The sequence below is a fragment of the Enterococcus sp. DIV0703 genome (assembly GCF_051711065.1).
Lineage (GTDB): Bacteria > Bacillota > Bacilli > Lactobacillales > Enterococcaceae > Enterococcus_B > Enterococcus_B hirae.
Genome location: NZ_JBIOLX010000001.1, coordinates 1900122 through 1920125, shown reverse-complemented (window position 1 = coordinate 1920125; position 20004 = coordinate 1900122). Strand labels below are relative to the sequence as shown.

21 protein-coding genes are annotated in these 20004 nt (G+C 37.4%); 16 read left to right on the top strand and 5 right to left on the bottom strand.

All coding sequences use genetic code 11. From position 1 onward, the window contains the following. Window positions 1-73: 73 nt before the first annotated feature. Complete coding sequence (locus IGK81_RS08760; RefSeq protein WP_034700842.1) at window positions 74-2539, top strand: cation-translocating P-type ATPase; 2466 nt, start codon at window positions 74-76, stop codon at window positions 2537-2539. Between the two features lie 100 nt (window positions 2540-2639). On the opposite strand, the gene IGK81_RS08755 is transcribed toward IGK81_RS08760, so the two are convergent. Both IGK81_RS08755 and IGK81_RS08750 read right to left on the bottom strand, forming a co-directional pair. After that, window positions 2640-4373 (bottom strand): sensor histidine kinase, encoded by a 1734-nt coding sequence (locus tag IGK81_RS08755; protein ID WP_034700840.1) that lies wholly within the window; start codon window positions 4371-4373, stop codon window positions 2640-2642. After that, the gene (locus tag IGK81_RS08750; RefSeq protein WP_010718479.1) at window positions 4370-5074 is read right to left on the bottom strand and encodes a response regulator transcription factor; all 705 of its coding nucleotides are present in this window, start codon (window positions 5072-5074) and stop codon (window positions 4370-4372) included. The genes IGK81_RS08755 and IGK81_RS08750 overlap by 4 nt, the downstream gene beginning before the upstream one ends. Window positions 5075-5269: 195 nt before the next feature. Between IGK81_RS08750 and IGK81_RS08745 the strand changes: the two genes are divergently transcribed. From IGK81_RS08745 to IGK81_RS08725, 5 genes are all read left to right on the top strand, one after another. Then, a complete protein-coding gene (locus IGK81_RS08745; RefSeq protein WP_010718478.1) occupies window positions 5270-5773 on the top strand; it encodes a DUF523 domain-containing protein in 504 nt (167 codons plus the stop codon). Next, window positions 5733-6071: a putative DNA-binding protein gene (locus IGK81_RS08740; RefSeq protein WP_010718477.1), complete on the top strand. Its 339-nt coding sequence runs from the start codon at window positions 5733-5735 to the stop codon at window positions 6069-6071. The genes IGK81_RS08745 and IGK81_RS08740 overlap by 41 nt, the downstream gene beginning before the upstream one ends. A 15-nt stretch (window positions 6072-6086) precedes the next feature. Continuing rightward, entirely contained in the window at window positions 6087-7505 is a 1419-nt protein-coding gene (gene ffh, locus IGK81_RS08735) for a signal recognition particle protein (RefSeq protein WP_010718476.1), read from the top strand. 204 nt (window positions 7506-7709) lie between these two features. Further along, window positions 7710-8291, top strand: coding sequence for a DNA-3-methyladenine glycosylase I (locus IGK81_RS08730; RefSeq protein WP_431393264.1), 582 nt, complete (start codon window positions 7710-7712; stop codon window positions 8289-8291). Window positions 8292-8296: 5 nt separating this feature from the next. Next, on the top strand, window positions 8297-8824 hold the full coding sequence (locus IGK81_RS08725) for a dihydrofolate reductase family protein (RefSeq protein ID WP_034700956.1): 528 nt from the start codon (window positions 8297-8299) through the stop codon (window positions 8822-8824). Between the two features lie 298 nt (window positions 8825-9122). On the opposite strand, the gene IGK81_RS08720 is transcribed toward IGK81_RS08725, so the two are convergent. Then, complete coding sequence (locus IGK81_RS08720) at window positions 9123-9677, bottom strand: NADPH-dependent FMN reductase (protein WP_010718468.1); 555 nt, start codon at window positions 9675-9677, stop codon at window positions 9123-9125. A gap of 338 nt (window positions 9678-10015) precedes the next feature. On the opposite strand from IGK81_RS08720, the gene IGK81_RS08715 reads away from it, so the two are divergent. From IGK81_RS08715 to rplS, 9 genes are all read left to right on the top strand, one after another. After that, window positions 10016-10216 carry a PLDc N-terminal domain-containing protein gene (locus IGK81_RS08715; RefSeq protein WP_010737914.1) on the top strand — a complete coding sequence of 67 codons (201 nt, stop codon included), beginning with the start codon at window positions 10016-10018 and terminating at the stop codon, window positions 10214-10216. Beyond that, complete coding sequence (locus IGK81_RS08710) at window positions 10216-11115, top strand: ABC transporter ATP-binding protein (RefSeq protein WP_034700836.1); 900 nt, start codon at window positions 10216-10218, stop codon at window positions 11113-11115. The genes IGK81_RS08715 and IGK81_RS08710 overlap by 1 nt, the downstream gene beginning before the upstream one ends. Continuing rightward, window positions 11112-11882: an ABC transporter permease subunit gene (locus IGK81_RS08705; RefSeq protein ID WP_115233172.1), complete on the top strand. Its 771-nt coding sequence runs from the start codon at window positions 11112-11114 to the stop codon at window positions 11880-11882. The genes IGK81_RS08710 and IGK81_RS08705 overlap by 4 nt, the downstream gene beginning before the upstream one ends. A 100-nt stretch (window positions 11883-11982) precedes the next feature. Beyond that, window positions 11983-12258 carry a 30S ribosomal protein S16 gene (gene rpsP, locus IGK81_RS08700; RefSeq protein WP_010718464.1) on the top strand — a complete coding sequence of 92 codons (276 nt, stop codon included), beginning with the start codon at window positions 11983-11985 and terminating at the stop codon, window positions 12256-12258. A gap of 11 nt (window positions 12259-12269) precedes the next feature. Beyond that, a complete protein-coding gene (locus IGK81_RS08695) occupies window positions 12270-12518 on the top strand; it encodes a KH domain-containing protein (protein WP_010718463.1) in 249 nt (82 codons plus the stop codon). A gap of 107 nt (window positions 12519-12625) precedes the next feature. Then, a complete protein-coding gene (locus IGK81_RS08690; protein WP_010737912.1) occupies window positions 12626-13468 on the top strand; it encodes a hypothetical protein in 843 nt (280 codons plus the stop codon). A gap of 150 nt (window positions 13469-13618) precedes the next feature. Further along, window positions 13619-14143 carry a ribosome maturation factor RimM gene (rimM, locus tag IGK81_RS08685; RefSeq protein ID WP_010718461.1) on the top strand — a complete coding sequence of 175 codons (525 nt, stop codon included), beginning with the start codon at window positions 13619-13621 and terminating at the stop codon, window positions 14141-14143. Next, on the top strand, window positions 14133-14882 hold the full coding sequence (gene trmD, locus IGK81_RS08680; RefSeq protein ID WP_025480115.1) for a tRNA (guanosine(37)-N1)-methyltransferase TrmD: 750 nt from the start codon (window positions 14133-14135) through the stop codon (window positions 14880-14882). The genes rimM and trmD overlap by 11 nt, the downstream gene beginning before the upstream one ends. Before the next feature lie 137 nt (window positions 14883-15019). Continuing rightward, window positions 15020-15367 carry a 50S ribosomal protein L19 gene (rplS, locus tag IGK81_RS08675; protein WP_034700831.1) on the top strand — a complete coding sequence of 116 codons (348 nt, stop codon included), beginning with the start codon at window positions 15020-15022 and terminating at the stop codon, window positions 15365-15367. A 561-nt stretch (window positions 15368-15928) separates the two neighbouring features. Here rplS and IGK81_RS08670 read toward each other — a convergent pair. Beyond that, window positions 15929-17275, bottom strand: coding sequence for a PTS sugar transporter subunit IIC (locus IGK81_RS08670; protein WP_010737911.1), 1347 nt, complete (start codon window positions 17273-17275; stop codon window positions 15929-15931). Between the two features lie 147 nt (window positions 17276-17422). Next, entirely contained in the window at window positions 17423-18136 is a 714-nt protein-coding gene (locus IGK81_RS08665) for a GntR family transcriptional regulator (RefSeq protein ID WP_034700829.1), read from the bottom strand. 194 nt (window positions 18137-18330) lie between these two features. Here IGK81_RS08665 and IGK81_RS08660 point away from each other — a divergent pair, with 194 nt between their 5' ends. Beyond that, the gene (locus IGK81_RS08660; RefSeq protein ID WP_034700827.1) at window positions 18331-19749 is read left to right on the top strand and encodes a glycoside hydrolase family 1 protein; all 1419 of its coding nucleotides are present in this window, start codon (window positions 18331-18333) and stop codon (window positions 19747-19749) included. The last annotated feature ends 255 nt before the right edge of the window (window positions 19750-20004 follow it).

The window sequence follows — 20004 nt, the reverse complement described above, 5'->3', positions numbered from 1 at the left end:
AGTCATTTCATAGGCTTTTTTTTTACAAATGTATTAAGGTAAATATAATACTAATAATCGAGGTAAACGGTAAATGAGAATATTTAGTCATCAAACGGAAGTTGAAAAAGATCAAACTTCAGTTAAAAATATTACAAGATATGCTCCCGATTATCGAGAGGGGCTAACAGATGAGCAAGTTGCAGAACGAGTGCATGCTCAAGCAACAAATGAAACGATCGACCCATCATTTAAAACGAACAAACAAATCGTTTTGCAAAATATATTTACTTATTTTAATTTGATTTTTATCGTCTTAGCAGTTTTATTATGTCTAGTTAGTTCCTATAAAAATTTGACTTTTTTGCCAGTGATTCTTGCAAACACGGGAATTGCTATCTATCAAGAGATTCGCTCAAAAAAGATATTAGATAATTTGAGTGTACTGAATGCAGCAAAAGTCACAGTCGTAAGAAACGGCGTAGCCAATAAGATCGATATGGAGGAATTAGTTTTAGATGATGTCATCTTGCTCGAAACGGGTCAACAGATTCCTGCAGACGGTTATGTCTTAGACGGTAAATTACAAGTCAACGAAGCACTTTTGACAGGTGAAGCAGATGAGATCGTGAAAGAAGTAGATGATTATTTGATGTCAGGGAGCTTTGTCGTTTCTGGTAAGGCTTATGCACGATTAGACAAGGTTGGCTATGACTCTTACATCTCCCAATTAACAGCAAAAGCAAAAAAAATGGGAGGAGGCGAACAATCAGAAATGATTGCTTCGCTGAATAAATTAATCAAATGGATCGGGATCATTATTATTCCCATCGGCATCACTTTGTTTTCACAAAGTTACTTTTTTAATGGCAACACGATCAAAGAAAGTGTGGTAGCCATGGAAGCAGCTTTAATCGGGATGATACCAGAAGGCTTGTACTTATTGACAACGATCGCTCTAGCAATGAGTGCCGCTCGTTTAGCTAAGCAACGAGTATTATTACATGATATGAAAAGCATAGAGACTTTAGCAAGGGTTAATGTACTATGTGTAGATAAAACGGGAACTATTACTGAAAATCAGATGTCTGTACAAAAACTAGTGATTGCTAAAAATGAGCAGGCGGAGCAACAGGCAACTAGGATTCAAGAACTCATTTCAGATTATGCTAAAGCTATGGCAAATGACAATGCGACGATGCAAGCAATCAAAACGTACTTTAATAAGCCTACAGATCAAGAGCCTTTATCTATCTTGCCTTTTTCGTCGGTACAAAAATTCAGTAGCGTAACATTTGCGGATGGGGTCTATGTATTAGGAGCGCCAGAAATGGTTTTACGTGAACGTTTCGAAACAGTTAAAAATGAATTTAGTCAATATGCTGATCAGGGCTATCGTGTGTTGGTTTTCGGTAGTTACCAAGGAATATTGAGCGAAGCACTTTTAGAAGCAGAAGTGATTCCGCTTGCTTATCTTTTGATTGCCAACCCAATTCGAAAAGAAGCCCCTGACACATTTGCTTATTTTAAGGAACAAGGGGTAGCAATCAAAGTGATTTCAGGGGATAATCCGCAGACCGTTTCAACTGTCGCATTACAGGCGGGCATTGCTAATGCAGACCAATATATTGATGTTTCTCAACTTGCTGAGGAAGATTATCTCTCAGCAGTGGAAAAATACACCGTATTTGGACGGGTTAAGCCTGAACAAAAAATGCAGTTCGTTCAGCTTCTTAAACAAAAAAATACAGTTGCGATGACTGGTGATGGTGTCAATGATATTTTAGCAATGAAAGAAGCTGATTGTAGTATCGCTATGGCTTCTGGCAACGAAGCAACGATCCAAGCTGCGCAAGTTGCTTTATTAGATTCTGATTTTTCTAGAATGCCTGAGATCGTAGCAGAAGGTCGGCGAGTTGTTAATAATATTGAACGATCTGCTAGTTTGTTTTTAGTAAAAAATATTTTTTCTTTCTTACTTTCCGTCTTTTCTGTCTTGTTCGCACTGACTTATCCGTTGGAGCCTTCTCAAATTACATTGATTAGTCTGTTTACGATTGGTTTGCCATCGTTTTTACTTGCTCTTGAAGAAAACAAAAATCGAATTGAAGGAAAGTTTATTGTGAATGTCTTAGAAAAAGCCATTCCTGGTGGGCTAACAGATATGACTGTCGTGGGGACTTTAGTGGTAGGCGGTGTCATCTTGCATTTGAATAAGACAGATGTTTCCACGGCTTCAACGATGCTACTGACAGCGGTTGGTTTTCTCGTACTCTATAAAATTTGTCACCCATTGAACCAATTCAGAGGGCGGATCATTTTATTTTGTGCAGCAGGTATCTTATTTTCAGTTGTCTTTCTGCATAAATTATTTTCTATCTCCGCTATTTCACCCGTTTCGATTCTGTTGCTTTTGATTCTATTTTTTGCGGCGGACTCGATTTTCCGGCAGTATTCGCGAATGATTGAAAATTACAGCCAGTTGAAGGATGGAAAGAAAAAACGGTCTATTTGGTTCTGGCTCAAAGTGCTGTTTTCAGTAGACAATAAACACGATTAACAGATAGACAAAACAAAAATAGGCGGTTATGCCAACCGCCTATTTTTTTCTGTTCCGCTATTTCACTTGTTCATTTATTTTTTTGAAGATTTAAAGGTGTTCATGCTGGAGGGATGGTGACGGTAAAAGTCGACCCCATTCCTGGATGACTTTCCACTTTGATCGTACCACCCAAGAGATTGACGTAATCTTTCACAATAGCCAGACCTAGACCAGTACCACCTGAGTGTCGACTACGTGCTTTATCCACTCGATAGAAGCGCTCAAAGATTCTTTCTTGATCTTCACGATCAATCCCAATACCAAAGTCTTGGACAGAGAATGTCAATTGGTTGTCAACCTCGTAACGGATGATTATTTTCTCTGATTCTTTAGAATATTGGATTGCATTTTCGATCAAATTTTTGATGATCGGGTATAAGAGTTCAGTTTGAGTTGTAAATGATTGTTCTTTCTGTTGCATTTCCAGTGTTAAGTGTTTCTTTTCGATCATTGGTTGGTAACTTTGAATGATTTGTTCAAAGTAAGTTGCTAAATGGATGGTTTGCGTTTCGTGTGCCGTTTCTTCATCTTTTGATAGCTGAATGATTTCTCGGATCAGCTTATCTAAACGTATCGCATCTTTTTGCATGATCAATAGGAACTCATTCAATATTTTTGGGTCATCTTTGGCTCCATCCAGCAGTGTTTCAGTAAATCCGATCAATGAAGTAACCGGTGTTTTAAGTTCATGAGAAACATTTCCTACGAAGTCTTTTTGCAGTTTTTCTAATCGTCTTACTTTTGTGAGATCATAAGCCACGCCTAGAATCTGCCCAGTCTCTTCAGAACTATTGAAGTAACGTAAGCTGATGTCTAATGTTTGTTGTCCCTCTGAAATAGTAATTTCTTGATGGATCAATGGTTCATTTGGCGTAACTTGATGAATCAATTGGATTAATTTTGGCTCTTGAATGATCTCAGTATACCGTTGATTAGGCTGATAATCATGTACCCCTAAATGTGCCTGCATTTTTGGATTCAATAGCCGCAGATGTGACTCTGAATCGATCAAAAAGACACCAATCATTAATTCATTCAATAGAGTATACAATTGTTCTTCAGTGGTCGTATAGGCACGATAGACTTTACTCATTTGTTCACTCAAAGCATTGATCGTTTGGTAAAGTTCTTCCCATTGATCAGAAGTTTGCATGATGGTCTCGGTTTTATCAGGGTTTTTGACCATTTTCTTTAAGACGGGCAGCACGGTTTTCAAGGGACGGTTACGTTGATAAACCAAATAATAGCTCATACTGGACAAAACAACGAAGAAAACCAAAAAGAAGAAAAAGACCCAACGACGAAAATTTTCTGTTCTTGGCAAAAAGCCATTTGTTGGTTCTGCGATTCGAATAATGGCTTCCAACTGCCCATTCTTCTTGATCGGTAGTGCTACATATAATAGTTCTTCCTTTAACGTACTGCTCATTCTTAAAGAAGTACCTAGTGAGCCGCCATCAAGGACTGCTTTGATTTCTGGACGAGTATTTCGCTGCCCTCGTAGTGAGTGATCGGTCGTATCGAATAGGATTGTACCATTTGGAGCTAATAAGGTTAGTCGTTCATTTGATTGATGAACAAAGTCTGTTAAAACTGCTTGATTATGCTTCGAAGATAAATCATCAATAGTCAATTGCTGGATCAGCAATTGCCCTTTTTTTGAAAGATAGCTTTCTTGTTGCTCGATGATTTGTTGTTTGAAATATTGAGAAATCATTTGCCAGCCACCGAAAAACAGTCCCACTAAGAGAATGAAAAAGAAGACACGCTCAGAAATTTTTTTCCAATTCATCGTTTTGGTTCCTGAAATTTATAGCCAAAACCGCGAACTGTCACTAAATATTTTGGATGTTTAGGGTCTCTTTCGATTTTTTCTCTTAAGTGACTGACATGGACATCAACGATTCGACTTTGACCTGCAAAATCAAAATTCCAGATGCGATTTAGCAGCGTATCACGATCAATTACACGATCTTTTCGTTTCATAAAATAAACGAGCAGTTCAAATTCTTTTGGCGTTAATTCGATCGGTCGTTCCTCTACGGTTACTTGAAAATTCGTTAAATCTGCTTTGATCTGTCCAATCGTTAGGTAAGCAGGTTCTGCTTCTTCTTGTTGGACATGGCGTGGTTCGATGCGGCGAAAAATAGCTTTCATTCGAGCAAGTACTTCTCTAGGGCTGAAAGGCTTTGTTAAATAATCATCAGCACCAATTTCCAAACCGATGATCCGATCGACCTGGTCATCTTTGGCTGTAAGCATTAAAATTGGAGTATCAATTTTTTCTTGTCTCAACTTTTGGGTGATTGCCATACCATCTATAGAAGGCAACATCACATCTAAAATCATAAAATCAAAAGGTTCTTCCAGTGCTAATTCCAGTCCTTTTTGTCCGTCTAAAGCACTTGTTACTTGATACCCTTCTTTTTCCAGATTGAATGTCAACAATGTGACGATTGAAGGTTCATCATCTACCACTAATACTTTTTTCATAACTTCTCCCTTTTCTTGCGTTCATTCTTTTTGTTTATTTAAAAACAGCTATCAACTAATGCCTGGGTTTTTTAATTAAGTGTCATGAATAGACATTTCTTATTTTAGCATAGAATCCAGTAGAAGGACTATTTTACCAACTAAATAAATGGTATAATAGGAAGGCACTTTGTTGGATAAAGGAGTGAGTGGCAATTGATCGGAATTAGCGCTTGTTTAGGCGGTGTCTTATGTCGGTATGATGGACAAGAAAAAGCTGTGCCGGAATTAAAGAAACTGGTCGCTGAAGGTAAAGCGATCATGGTTTGTCCTGAAGTAATGGGCGGTCTTTCAACTCCTAGAGCCCCAGCAGAAATCGTTGGTGGCGATGGATTTGACGTTTGGAATGGTCAGGCAAAAGTGATTACTACAAATGGTGAAGACGTCACAAAAGCCTACCAAGAAGGGGCAATCCATGCTTATCAAAAATTAAAAGAGCAAGAAATAGATTTAGTGATATTAAAAGCGAAAAGTCCTTCTTGTGGTTCCTCTCTTATTTATGATGGGAGTTTTTCAGGAACCTTGAAGTCTGGAACTGGTGTAGCAACTGCTTATTTTATCCAACAAAAGATGACCGTACTCTCTGATGAAGAATGGTTGAAATTGCGAGGTGAACAGAATGGAAATCGAGAAAACGAACCGAATGAACGCACTTTTTGAATTTTATTCTACGCTTTTAACCGAAAAACAGATGAATTATATGGAGTTGTATTACGCAGACGATTTTTCATTAGGAGAAATAGCAGAAGAGTATGAAGTAAGTCGCCAAGCAGTATACGATAATATCAAACGAACCAGTAAGATTTTAGAAGATTATGAAAAGAAACTCCATCTTTTCTCTAATTATATTGTTCGGGAACAGTTATTAGAAAAAATGAAAACTTATGTAAAGGAAACTTATCCTAAAGATGAAGTTCTCCTTGATTATGTGAAACAGATCCAAGAAATTGAAGAATAAAGGAATGAAGAAATCATGGCATTTGAAAATTTAACTGAGCGCCTTCAACAGGCAATGAGCAAGTTAAGAAAAAAAGGGAAAGTTTCAGAAGCTGACGTCAAAGAAATGATGCGGGAGATCCGCCTTGCATTACTAGAAGCCGATGTAAACTTACAAGTAGTAAAAGACTTTACGAAGCGTGTTCGAGAACGGGCGATTGGTGTAGAAGTATTAGAAAGTTTAACACCTGCACAACAAATCGTTAAGATCGTTGATGAAGAATTGACGATCACTTTAGGGGCAGAAACTGTTGAATTGAATAAATCACCAAAAATTCCAACAGTCATCATGATGGCAGGTTTGCAAGGGGCAGGTAAGACGACGTTTACTGGTAAACTAGCCAACTATTTAAAGAAAAATGAAAATGCACGACCTTTACTGATCGCAGGTGACGTGTATCGTCCAGCTGCGATCGATCAATTGAAAGTTCTAGGGCAACAATTAGACGTACCTGTTTTTGATATGGGAACAGATGTTAGTCCAGTTGAGATCGTTCGTCAAGGGATGGAATTAGCAAAAGAAAAGAAAAATGATTATGTTCTGATCGATACGGCGGGGCGTCTGCATATTGATGAAACCCTGATGGATGAATTGAAACAAATCAAAGAATTAACACAACCAAATGAAATCTTGTTGGTTGTCGATGCGATGACCGGTCAAGATGCTGTCAATGTGGCAGATAGTTTTAACCAACAACTAGGGATCACTGGGGTAGTTATTACTAAATTAGATGGTGATACACGTGGTGGTGCAGCACTTTCGATCCGTTCTGTGACTGGCGCACCAATCAAATTCATCGGGTCAGGGGAAAAATTAACAGATCTTGAAGTTTTCCACCCAGACCGTATGGCAAGCCGTATTCTTGGTATGGGCGATATGTTGACGTTGATCGAAAAAGCGCAACAAGACTATGACGAGAAAAAAGCAGAAGAATTAGCGAAAAAAATGCGGGAAAATTCATTTGATTTCAATGATTTCATTGAACAGTTGGATCAAGTGATGGGGATGGGACCGTTAGAAGATCTGATCAAAATGATTCCTGGGATGAACCAAGTACCAGGGATTGAAAATGTCAAAGTAGATCCTAAAGATGTCGAACGTAAAAAAGCAATGGTTTACTCAATGACACCTGCAGAAAGAGAAAACCCTGATTTATTGAATCCAAGTCGTCGCAGAAGGATTGCCGCAGGTTCTGGTAACAGTGTGGTTGAAGTTAACCGCATGATTAAGCAATTTAAAGAATCACGCAAAATGATGCAACAAATGTCTAAGGGAGATATGAATATTCCTGGAATGGACCAAATGTTTGGCACAGGTGTCAAAGGAAAACTTGGAAAAATGGCGATGAATCGCATGATCAAGAAAAACAAAAAGAAAAAGAAAAAACGGAAATAAAGCTTCTATCGTACTTCTATTATAATAGTAGAATTTTGTTTACCGTTTCATCCATCGAAAGAATCGTTGAGTTAGCTTCTGCTGGCTTTGCGATTCTTTTTTTGCATACTAGATAAACCCAATTCAAAAACTACCTGCCATAGCGTTCCTCTTTTTAGATAGAGAAACAAAGGAATGGTACAATAACGCTAAGAGGTGAAGAGAATGAAACGAAGATGTCCTTGGGGTGAGCAAACAGCAAGTATGAAACATTATCATGACACAGTTTGGGGTGTTCCAGAATATGATGATCAATTACTTTTTCGTAAATTGATGTTAGATATCAATCAAGCGGGATTAAGCTGGCAAACGATTTTGAATAAAAGTGCCTCCTTTGATGAAGCTTATGACTTTTTTTCGATCGATAAAGTAGCCGAATATACAGAAGCAAAAATCAATGAGTTGATGGAAAATAAAGGGATCATTCGTAACCGTCGTAAAATTGAAGCAGCGGTAGCCAATGCTCAGGGTGTCCAAAAAATCCAACATGAATTTGGTAGTTTTGCGGATTATTTGTGGTCATTTTCGGATCATAAAGTGATCAATCACTCGTATAAAGAACAAAAAGAGGTACCAACAACGAGCCCGTTATCTAATCAAATCGCCAAAGATCTAAAACAACGCGGATTTAAATTCATCGGAAGCACAACGATATATGCTTTTTTAGAAGCTGTGGGAATTGTCAATGACCATTTAGATCATTGCTTTCGCAAACAAGAAGTCAGCCAGATGGGAAAAGGAGAGTGAATATGATGGGGAAAATCGTCTTTTATGGTGCCATTAGTTTAGATGGCTACTTAGCAACAAAAGAGGATAGTTTACAGTGGTTATTTGACACACCAACTGGAGAAAAAACGACTTACGAGGCTTTTTATCAAACAATTGATCAAACGATTATGGGAAGAAAAACTTATCAGGAAGCAAAAAAATTGTTAGCAACTGACCATCTGTATCCTGAAAAAAAGAATTTTGTATTTTCTACTAACAAAGAATTGGTATTAAATGATGCAACAGTTATTCATGAAGATCCCGTTTCATTCGTGAAAAACATAAAAGAACATTCTAACCAAACAGTCTGGGTCGTTGGTGGTGGGAATTTGTTGAAACCTTTGATCGAAAATCATTTGATCGATGAATGGTGGATCCAAATCGCACCTGTGCTTTTAGGAGAAGGTATTCGATTGTTTCAAGAAGGCGCATACGAAGAACGATTGAAACTAGTTGATACTAATTATTTTGGAGAGTTCATTGAATTGCATTATGTAAGTAATCGTGGATAATACTGGTTTAGTAAAAGGTAAGAGAAGTCTCGGAAAAAAGAACATAAAGAGGAATGAAAATTTTTCAAAGCATGAGGAGCGATTTTAACAAATCCTTTCTGATCCGCTCGGAGCTTATCGCTTTTTTCGTGGTCTTATTCATGTATTGAAAACAAGCCGAAGAATTCCAAAAATAGGAGAAGCTATTTTCGGATTCTTCGGCTTGTTTTTCAGAGCTAGACAGGTCACAACCTTTTTTCGATTGTTTCCTTCATATATGATCTATTTGATTCGACCCATCGCTTATCAAAGCTAATTTTTACTTAGTTAATTTATTTAAAAAATCAAGATAAGCATCTAGAATCGTTTGGAAGAAGCTGAGTGTTCCTTCCACAATATGACCTTCTTCATCAACTAAGTTTGCAATATTGCCAATATAAGCTTCAGGTTGTTGTAAGGTAGGAACATTTAAGAATACAAGTGATTGACGTAGGTGATGGTTCGCGCCAAATCCACCGATACCGCCAGGGGAAGCAGTGACAACTAACCCAGGTTTGCCGTCCCATGCGCTTTGACCGTAAGGGCGAGAGCCTACATCTAGTGCATTTTTAAGTACAGCAGGAACCGAACGATTGTATTCTGGAGAAACAAAAACAACACCTGCTAATTCCTTGACCTCATCACGGAAACGACTCCATTCAGCAGGAGCATTCTCTGGAGTTTCAAGATCTTCGTTATAAAAAGGCAGATCATCGATCTTTACAAAAACACCTTCATATCCTTCAGGTAGCAAGTTAGCGAAAGCCTCTGCTACTTTTCTATTGTACGAATCCTTACGCAAACTACCTACAAAAAATCCAATTTTTTTAGTCATAAAACAATTCCTCCTTCAAACTTTCTATATTTATCTTACAAAAAATAAGTAAACTCAGCAAATAAAAACACTTGAGGAACATAGCGACTAACTTAACTACTTTTTTCGACTACTTATAGTAGTTATTACGTATATATATTTGCTTCACTTGACATGGATCTTCTATAATTAGTGAATAGAAGTCTTGTCTAAAGGAGTTTGTGTGATTTTTTTAGAAAAGAGTGTAGTACATGAACTTTTGATAAAGAATGTTTCTCATTGAAACATCGGTACACATCATCGCATGACTTGGGGTAACGCAGCATCAAATAAAAAGATGAAATTGGTAGGTGGAACAAATGCATATTAACGAGTTTTTACCATTTTTGATCCCGTTAGTGATCATACAACTTGGGTTATTTTTTTATGCCCTTTATCATATTTTGACTCATACGCATTATCGATTTGGCAGTCGAACACTCTGGATCATCGTAATTCTCATAGGATTTCAATTTGTTGGTCCAATCTTGTATTTCGTGTTCGGTAAGGAGGAGGCATAATGGCGATCCTTGAACTAATCGATGTATCAAAATCTTTTGGTGAAAAAAAAGTGTTGAACCATCTTTCCCTTACCGTCAAGGAAAAGACGATCTTTGGGTTTATTGGAAAAAATGGTGCAGGGAAAACGACAACGATGAAATTGATTTTGGGGTTGCTAAAAAAAGATGCTGGAACAATCAAGGTTAATGATGAAACGGTTCACTATGGTCAAACAAAAACAAATCGCTGGATCGGCTATTTGCCAGATATTCCGATGTTTTATGACTACCTTACCGCCGAAGAGTATTTGCAATTATGCGGGGAAATCACCGAGATGCCTAAACATAAAATCCAACAAAAAACGCAAGAGTTATTAGCGTTAGTTGGATTGGCTCACGAGAAAAAAAGGATTAGGACTTTTTCAAGAGGGATGAAGCAACGTTTGGGGATTGCCCAGGGGTTACTGAATGAACCAAAACTGTTTATTTGTGATGAGCCGACTTCGGCGTTGGATCCATTGGGGCGTAAAGAAATTTTGGATATCTTATTACGTGTCAAAGAGCAAACAACGATCCTTTTTTCCACACATATTCTATCAGACGTGGAACAAATTTGTGATGAAGTGGCTTTCTTAAATGAAGGAGAAATCGTTTTATCGGGCACGGTAGCAGAATTGAAAACCCATCCTAAAAATGAAGGATTTGAAATCCAATTTTCAACTGTGAAACATTCTCAAGAATTTTTATCGCTTTTGCCGGGAGCAATCATGAAAAATGAAACCCTTATTTATCCTGGCAGAACTAACGAAGACTTACTTCGTGCACTATCTTTAATTGTTGATCACAAAGTACCGATTCAATCGATTCATCGTTTAGAACCTTCCTTAGAACAAATTTTTATGGAAGTGGTGGACAAATGAAGCAATTACTCGCGTTTTCAAAAAAAGAATGGAAGGAAAATTGGCGTACAGGTAGATTATTACTGTTGCTTTCATTAACGATCATTTTTGGGATCATGAATCCACTGATAGCCAAATTAACACCCTACATCGTTCAATCGATGTCAGAAAATTTAGCAGCATCTGGTATGAAAATCGGTGAAGTCAATGTAGATGCGCTGACTTCTTGGGGACAATTTTATAAAAACATGCCTATGTTTCTTTTATTGTTTTTGTTATTGTTTAGCTCGACCTTGACGAATGAATATCAAAAAGGAACATTGATTAATCTTTTAACCAAAGGGATGGTTCGCTGGAAAATTTATTTTACTAAATGGATCATGGGACAGTTTTTTTGGGCAGTTGGTTTTTGGGGTTGTTCCTTCATTACTTACTTTTATACTGCTATTTATTGGGATAATGAGCTGGTTATTCAATTAGGGACAAGAAGTTTTTATTATTATTTATGGGGTGTGTGGTTATATACTTTATTTCTATGGTTGTCCTCCTTTATTTCTTCTGGCTATTTTGTGCTAGCTTGTGGAGGGTTTTGTGTGGCTGGCTGTTATTTGTTATCTATGTTTACAAAAGTTGCTGAGTATTCTCCTTTTTATTTAACGACAGTTTCGAACGCATTAGGGGAAAGGATTGATTCGAGTAACTATTCTTTTTCTTTAATGGTAACAGGTTTGATGATTGCTTCCTTTTTAGTGACAGGAATTCTTTTTTTCAATAAAAAAGAGAGTTGAAAAAATTTTTTATTAGCTGTAAAGAAAAAAAGCTTTACAGGGTAAAAAAAAACTGTTACACTACAACTTGTGAATAAAACAATGGAGGTGGAAATATATAATGGCAGTTAAAATCCGTTTAAAACGTATGGGTTCTAAAAAGAGTCCTTTTTACCGTATCGTCGTAGCTGATTCACGTTCTCCTCGTGATGGACGTTTCATCGAAACTGTAGGTACTTACAATCCTTTGAAAGACCCTGCAGAAGTAGTTTTAAAAGAAGATTTAGTTCTTAACTGGTTATCTAAAGGTGCGCAACCTTCTGATACTGTACGTAACATCCTTTCAAGAGAAGGCGTTATGCAAAAACACCACGAAGCTAAATTCTCAAAGAAATAAGGTGATCGGATATGAAAGATTTAAGCGAATTAGTCTTAACAATCGTTCGTCCGTTAGTCACTTATCCTGAACAAGTCCAGTTAGAAGTCACTGAGTCAAAAGACTTCTATGAATATAACCTAACTGTGGCTCCTGAAGATATTGGTCGTATCATCGGTAAACAAGGGCGTGTTGCGAAAGCAATTCGTACGATCGTTTACGGGGTACGAACAAATGCACCGAAAAAAGTGCGTTTAAATATTATCGATCATAAGGAATAAAAAAAGCTGTTTCGTCTTGACGAGACAGCTTTTTTCTTTTTGAGGGGACTACTTGGCAAATGATTATAGAAAGCGTATCCTTAAAGTATAGAAAGGAGTAGATACCTATGAAAAAAGTTGCATTATTGATACCAGCTCTTTTACTTTTAAGTGCCTGTCAAGGAACAAATAATTCTACTGAAACAACTGATACGGCGACACCAGAGACTCATTCAACGAGTCATAGTAGTTCCAAAGAAACAGATACTCAATCAACAACCAAAAAGAGTGAAAGCTCTGAGATGTCTGGAAATACAACGGAAACGGCGACTACAAAAACAGAAACATCTACACAGAATAAACAAGCACAAACCGCATTTGAAGAACTGAAAGAAAAATACCCAACGACACCGATGCCACAAGAGATTCCGATTACAACAGGGAAATTAAACATCGCTGCTGCCGAAACCAAACAGGGCTTTTCGATCTTATACTATGATCTACCGAAAGCCTATGTCTTAAATGCCAAAGAGTTAAACCAAGAAACCCCGATGGCTTCTTATCTTTACCAATATGGTTTTGCTTCTAGTCAAGAAGCAATTGATGCCTTGCAACCAGTTACGGTTGATACAAACGGCCGACAAGTCGATTTGGGCTACAATATTACTGGCTATCAACAAGGAGCGGCGGGATCTAGTATTCTAGAATGGCAAGAAGGAAATTGGAGTATTCGTGTCCGGGCAAGTAATATTGAAGGACAAGATCCTGTACCGTTAGCCAAAGAAATCGTTGCTTACTTAGAAAAAGCAAGTTTGCCTGCGCCTGAGAAGTACGGGAAAATTACGGTTGAAATGAATGATTCTTCCCAACAAGCTACACAAGTAAGCTGGCAAGAGCCTAAAAATGTTTATACTGTTACCCACAAAGATACTCTTTCCGCATTGAAAATGGCTGTTTCTATGAACCAATAAATGATTGGAAAATGATATAGAAAAGCGAAAAGAAAGTAGAATTGCATATGCACACATGCTAAAATAAGGCAGATACGTCAAAAACACGTTCAGCCATTTAAAAACCATTGTTTGGTTGAAACATGTGTGAAAAGGAAAAGGGGATACAAGTTGACTGAATATTTAAATGTTGGAAAAATCGTAAATACTCAAGGGATCAAAGGAGAAGTGCGCGTCATTTCTACCACAGATTTTCCAGAAGAACGATATAAAAAAGGTGCTGTACTTACCTTGTTTCAAGAGAAGAAAGCGCCAATTGAATTAACCGTCAAAAGTCATCGTAAACATAAAAATTTTGACTTGTTAAGTTTTGAAGGGCATCCTTCAATCAATGATGTTGAAAAATATCGAGACGGTATTTTAAAAGTTTCAAAAGAAGAAACGATCGAGTTGCCAGAAAATGAATTTTATTATCATGAGATCATTGGAGCAAAGGTCGTTGAGGAAAATGGAAATGAATTAGGTAAAATCAAAGAAATTCTTTCACCAGGTGCTAACGATGTTTGGGTAGTCCAACGACCAAAGAAAAAGGATGTTTTGCTTCCTTATATTGATTCAGTGGTTAAAACAGTTGATTTAGAAAATGGGGTCATTTACGTCGAGATTCCAGAAGGATTGATCGATGATGAAAATTGATGTCTTAACACTCTTCCCACGAATGTTTGAAGGACCAATGGGTGAATCGATCATCGGTAAAGCGGTCAATAAAGGATTGTTAGAGATCAATGTTTCTAATTTTAGAGACTATTCCGATAATAAACACCAAACGGTCGATGATTATCCATATGGTGGCGGGGCAGGGATGTTGTTAAAAGTCCAACCTATCTATGACAATATCAAAGCAATTGAACAAGCAAATCCTGAAACAAAAAAACGTGTGATTTTATTGGATCCAGCTGGTAAACGATTTGATCAAGCGATGGCGGAAGAATTTTCGAATGAAGAACATTTAGTATTTATTTGTGGACATTACGAAGGCTATGATGAACGAATCCGTTCGCTAGTTACGGATGAAGTCTCTTTAGGTGATTATGTCTTGACTGGTGGCGAACTTGGCGCAATGGTGATGATTGATGCAACGGTGCGCTTATTACCGGACGTTTTAGGAAATCAAACATCCGCTCAAACAGATTCTTATTCAACGGGATTATTGGAACATCCTCAATATACACGGCCAGCAGAATTTAACGGGATGAAAGTCCCAGAAGTTTTAACAAATGGAAACCATAAATTGATTGAAGAATGGCAACTGAAAGAATCCTTAAGAAGAACCTATCAACGCCGACCTGACTTATTGGAACAATTATCAATGACTCCACAAATGCTGAAATTGTTAGAAGAAGTCAAAAAAGAAGAATCAGACGAAATAGAATAAGAAATATCAATATGACTCTTTACACTAAATTGATAGTGTGATAATATTTTATGGTGAGTGCAAAAGCACTTAACTATTACGATGTTCCGCTGTGAGGGAAAACTCATAAGAATGTTTGGAATAAGGAGAAAAGATCAATGAATCCATTAATCGAAGAATTAATAAAAGAACAATTACGTTCTGACATCCCAGCTTTCCGCCCTGGTGACACTGTACGTGTTCATGCGAAAGTTGTCGAAGGTACACGTGAACGTATCCAGTTATTTGAAGGTGTTGTAATCAAACGCCGCGGAGCTGGAATCAGCGAAACTTATACAGTACGTAAAGTTTCTAACGGAGTAGGCGTTGAACGTACATTCCCATTGCATACACCACGTGTTGCAAAGATCGAAGTCGTTCGCTACGGTAAAGTACGTCGTGCAAAATTGTACTACTTACGTGCATTACACGGAAAAGCTGCTCGTATCAAAGAAATCCGTCGTTAATCTATCGTTATCTGATAGTGGAAGAACCCTTGATTTTCAAGGGTTCTTTTTTTGATTATTTTTATAAGCAGTAAGTCTAGATTGTTTGACATTATAGATTTGCAAGAGTGGCAAACAAGGAGCAAAAAGTCGAGTCACTTTGGTATATCTTAAATATACGTCAATCAGATGACACGATGACAGTCCTATTCATACCAAAGGGGCGACAGATCTGGTAGGTGAACGTAATCAGCTTATCAAGTTTATATGTACTACACGCAAACGCTATGCGTATTAAAGAGATCAGAAAAAAATCCTGCTAGAGAGTGTCTAAAAATATAAATTGCGACAGTCCTTGAATAATAAGAACTTTTTTTGAATGTTTTTACTAACAATCGTTTTGTCATTGGCAAGTTAACTGAAAATGAGACTGAAGAATCTGTTCTGATTCATCAGTCTCATAATTTCGACTTATTCAAAATGCAACGATGATCCCAAAGGTCGGTTGTTAAGAGAATTGAGGACTTTTTTTACATATTTACTAAACGAGAAAGTCCACTTTTTTAGGAGCGGAGGTGTCAATTATTGATTAGTGATTTCAGCTTCCTTTTGAGCCATTTTTGCCGTTACGTGTTCATCAATGCGTAGGAATGGTAGATAGATAAATACGCTAACCGCAATGATTAGAACTTGCAATACTGCTGCTCGCCAATCCCCACCTGTCGCAAGGAATCCTGAAATAACTGGTGGTGTGGTCCACGGTATCTGAACTACCACATGATTGATTAAGCCGGCTGCAGTCGCAAAGTAGGCAGTTACTAATGAGAAGATTGGTGCTAACACAAACGGAATAATTAGACTCAAGTTAAATACGATCGGTAATCCAAAGATGATCGGCTCACTGATATTAAACATCGCTGGTGTTACCGATAGTTTAGCAAAGTCTTTATAATCTTTTCGACGACTGAATATGAAAATCGCAATCAATAAGGCGATCGTATTTCCTGAACCACCCATAACAGCAAAAGTATCCTTGAAAGCCATGTTGATAATATGTGGGATGTGTTCATGGTTTGCATAAGCTGCCATATTTTCTTGCATGTTTTGTAATAAGAACGGATCAAGTAAAGAACCTGAAATTACAGCTTGATGAATTCCAAAACCAAAGAATAAATTGGCGATTGATGTGATTAAGATAAAGCCAGGTAAACCAGTTGTGATGTGACTTAAAGGTCCCGTGATCGCTTTAGTGATCACGCCATTTACGTCCATGTTGAATAACTGATTGACAGCGAAAGATAGAATCGCAAAACCAGTAACAGTAATCATAATCGGGATCAATACATTGAATGACTTCAACACTGCGGGCGGGATATTTCCAGATAGTTTGATTTGCAATTTTTCATTTGTAGATAATTTAATGAATAGCTCAGTAGCTACTAATCCAACAAAGATTCCGACAAACATTCCTGATGCACCTGTATGGGAACCTGGAATAACTCCGGTTACTTCAATCGCTTTTTTTGCATTTTCCGGAGTGAACATCATTTTCATTGGTGTTAAAACGATGAAAGTTGAGATCGAAACTAAAACCGCTGCGATATGATTTGTATAATTTCTGCTAACACACATATGATAAGAAACTGCAGCTACAACTAATAGCGTCGTAATACTCAATGTTCCATTGGCGATCGACATGCCAATTTCTTGAACTTTCATTAATGTTTCGGGTTTAACAATTTTACCCATAAAACCAGTTGGTTCTAAGATAACGTAATTAATCAAAGTCACGAATCCAGCTAACATCATAAATGGCATGAATGTTGCAAATGCATCGCGTAATGTACGCATATGAATTTGATTTCCTAGCTTCGATGCGATCATACCAAATCGTTCAAACACCTGTTCCTTCTTATTTGTTTTCTTCATGGTATATTCTCCTTGTTTTTTATTTGTAAGCACTTACCGTAGTTCAATAATAGAACGGAATTTGATAAAAGTAAATAACTTTTTTTAAAATTATATACTTTAATGAAAAAGGGCAAAAAAAAGAGCTGATTTCCTCAGCTCTTTCAATCATTTTTCAACAAAAACGGCTTCAAAAACAAAATCTTGATATAAATGCCTTGTAATGGAGTATTCAAAAGGAGTCCCGTTTGCCAAAGAAACACTTTTTTCAACTTCGATCATAAAGTCTCCGGCATCAATTCCTAATATAGTTGCATCAAACTCGGTTGCCAGTACGCCCTTCATCCAAACGTGAGAAGCATTGATCTCTAACTGCAGTTCATTGCGAATATAGGAATAAACCGATTTTTTCAAGTGTTTAGGTTCCAAACCAGGAATAATTGATAGCGGCATAAAAGTTTGTTCCAATGAATAGGGTTGTTGATCGACAAAACGACTGCGAACAATATTATAAATGTATTCCTTGTCGTTAATCTGTAATCGCTCTGCTATTTTTTTTGATGGTAATTCAATTGAAAACATATGAATTTCAGAGTCTACATGTTCTTCGCCAACTACACTCATAAAACCTTCGCTTGGACCGAAAACTTTCGAATTATGGATCGGTTTGCGCAAAACTTCGGTTCCAAATCCACTTCGACTATGTAAAACTCCTTCAGAAACTAACATGTCTAATCCTTTTTTTACTGTCAATTTACTCGTATGATATTGTTTTGCCAATTCGGAACCAGTTGGTAATTTTTCACCGATTGCGTAAGTACCGTTTTCAATTTTCTTTTTTACATCAGAATAAACTTCCATATATTTCGCATTCTTCTTCATTTTTTCCCTCCTATAGTTACCGCGTAAAGATATAAATAATTATATACCTTTCTTTAATTTTAGCAATCTTTAAAGGGTAAAACAATTAACATTTATAAAAAGTATATATTTTTTAATAAAAAAATATTCCAATTTATTGGAAGCGGTGTTATGATGGAGTAGTACTCAAGAGAATGTCATTTTAGGAGGATACAATGAACAAACAACAATTAACATTTCCAGAAAACTTTTGGTGGGGTTCTGCTTGGTCAGCTGAGCAAGCAGAAGGTCGTGGTGAAACTGGAAAAGCCGAAACGGTTTGGGAACGTTGGTACAAAGAACAACCATACCGTTTTTATCAAAGGATTAGTTCAGAAATTACGACAGATCACATTCATCGTTATAAAGAAGACGTTCAACTGATGAAGCAAACCGGACATAATTCCTTTCGGGTCTCGATCTCTTGGGCGCGGATGTTCCCAAATGATGGAGTAGGGGAGGTAAATCCAAAAGCGGTTGAATTTTATCGGGATTTATTTACTGAGATGAATAACAATGGTATTAAAGTATTCGCCAATCTTTATCATTTTGATATGCCAGCAGCCCAACAGGATAAAGGGGGTTGGGAATCACGGGAAGTTGTCGATGCATATGTGCAATTTGCAGTTACTTGTTTTAAGGAGTTTGGCGATCTCGTCTACCACTGGTTCACTTTCAATGAACCGTTGGGGCCGATCTTAGGGTCATATTTGGAAGACTTCCATTATCCAAATTTGATTGATTTCAAACGAGGAGCGCAAGCGGCTCACTTTACTATTTTGGCTCACGCGAAAGCAATTGCAGCACACAAAGAGTTGAATTTGAACAGTAAAATAGGTGTTATCTTGAATTTAAGCCCGACGTTTCCAAGGAGTCAAACCCCCGCTGATGTGAAGGCAGCTGAAATTGCAGATCTTTTTTATGTTCGCAGCTTTTTAGATCCAATGGTCAAGGGTGTTTATCCAGAAAAATTAATTAACCTTTTACGTGAATATGATCAATTGCCAACGGATTATACCGAGGAAGACCTGCGCTGTATCAAAGAGAACACGGCACAAATCTTAGGATTGAACTATTATGAACCACGTCGTGTGAAGGCTCGTTTAACTGCAATCAATCAAGAGGGTCCGTTCTTACCGGATTGGTTTTTTGAGAATCATGTGATGCCGGGACGACGGATGAATGAATATCGTGGTTGGGAAATTTATGAAAAAGGTATCCATGATTTATGCATGGATATCAAAGAAAACTATGGGAATATCGAATCCTTTATCTCTGAAAATGGGATGGGCGTAGCAGATGAGGAACGCTTTATGGATGAAAGTGGGCAAGTGATTGATGATTACCGGATCGAATATATCCAAGATCACCTCGCCTATCTTTGGAAAGCAATCAATGACGGCTGTAATATCAAAGGGTATCATCTTTGGACCTTTATTGACTGCTGGTCCTGGATCAATGCATATAAGAACCGTTATGGACTAATTTCTCTTGATCTGCCAACCCAAAAACGGACGATCAAGAAAAGTGGTGAGTTCTACAAACAGTTAAGCAATCAAAATGGGTTTGAGTATGATATTGATCGATTGGTATAGCAAAAAATGAGTGGAAAAACTTGTATTTTTGTTTGAAAATCTTTTATCTAGAAATCATAGAGTTATTCATTCAATGGGATTGTTCAAATAAGCATCGGGACTGGGACAAAAGTTCTCTCAGTATCTTCTAGTATCTCTAAAAACGAATAAACGGTGTTCAAAGAGCTGACCTTCGGCGATAAGTCAAAAAATCTCAAAACATGGGGAGCTGTTTCGAGATTTTCATCCTTAATGCTCCTGCGATTACTCGTCGCA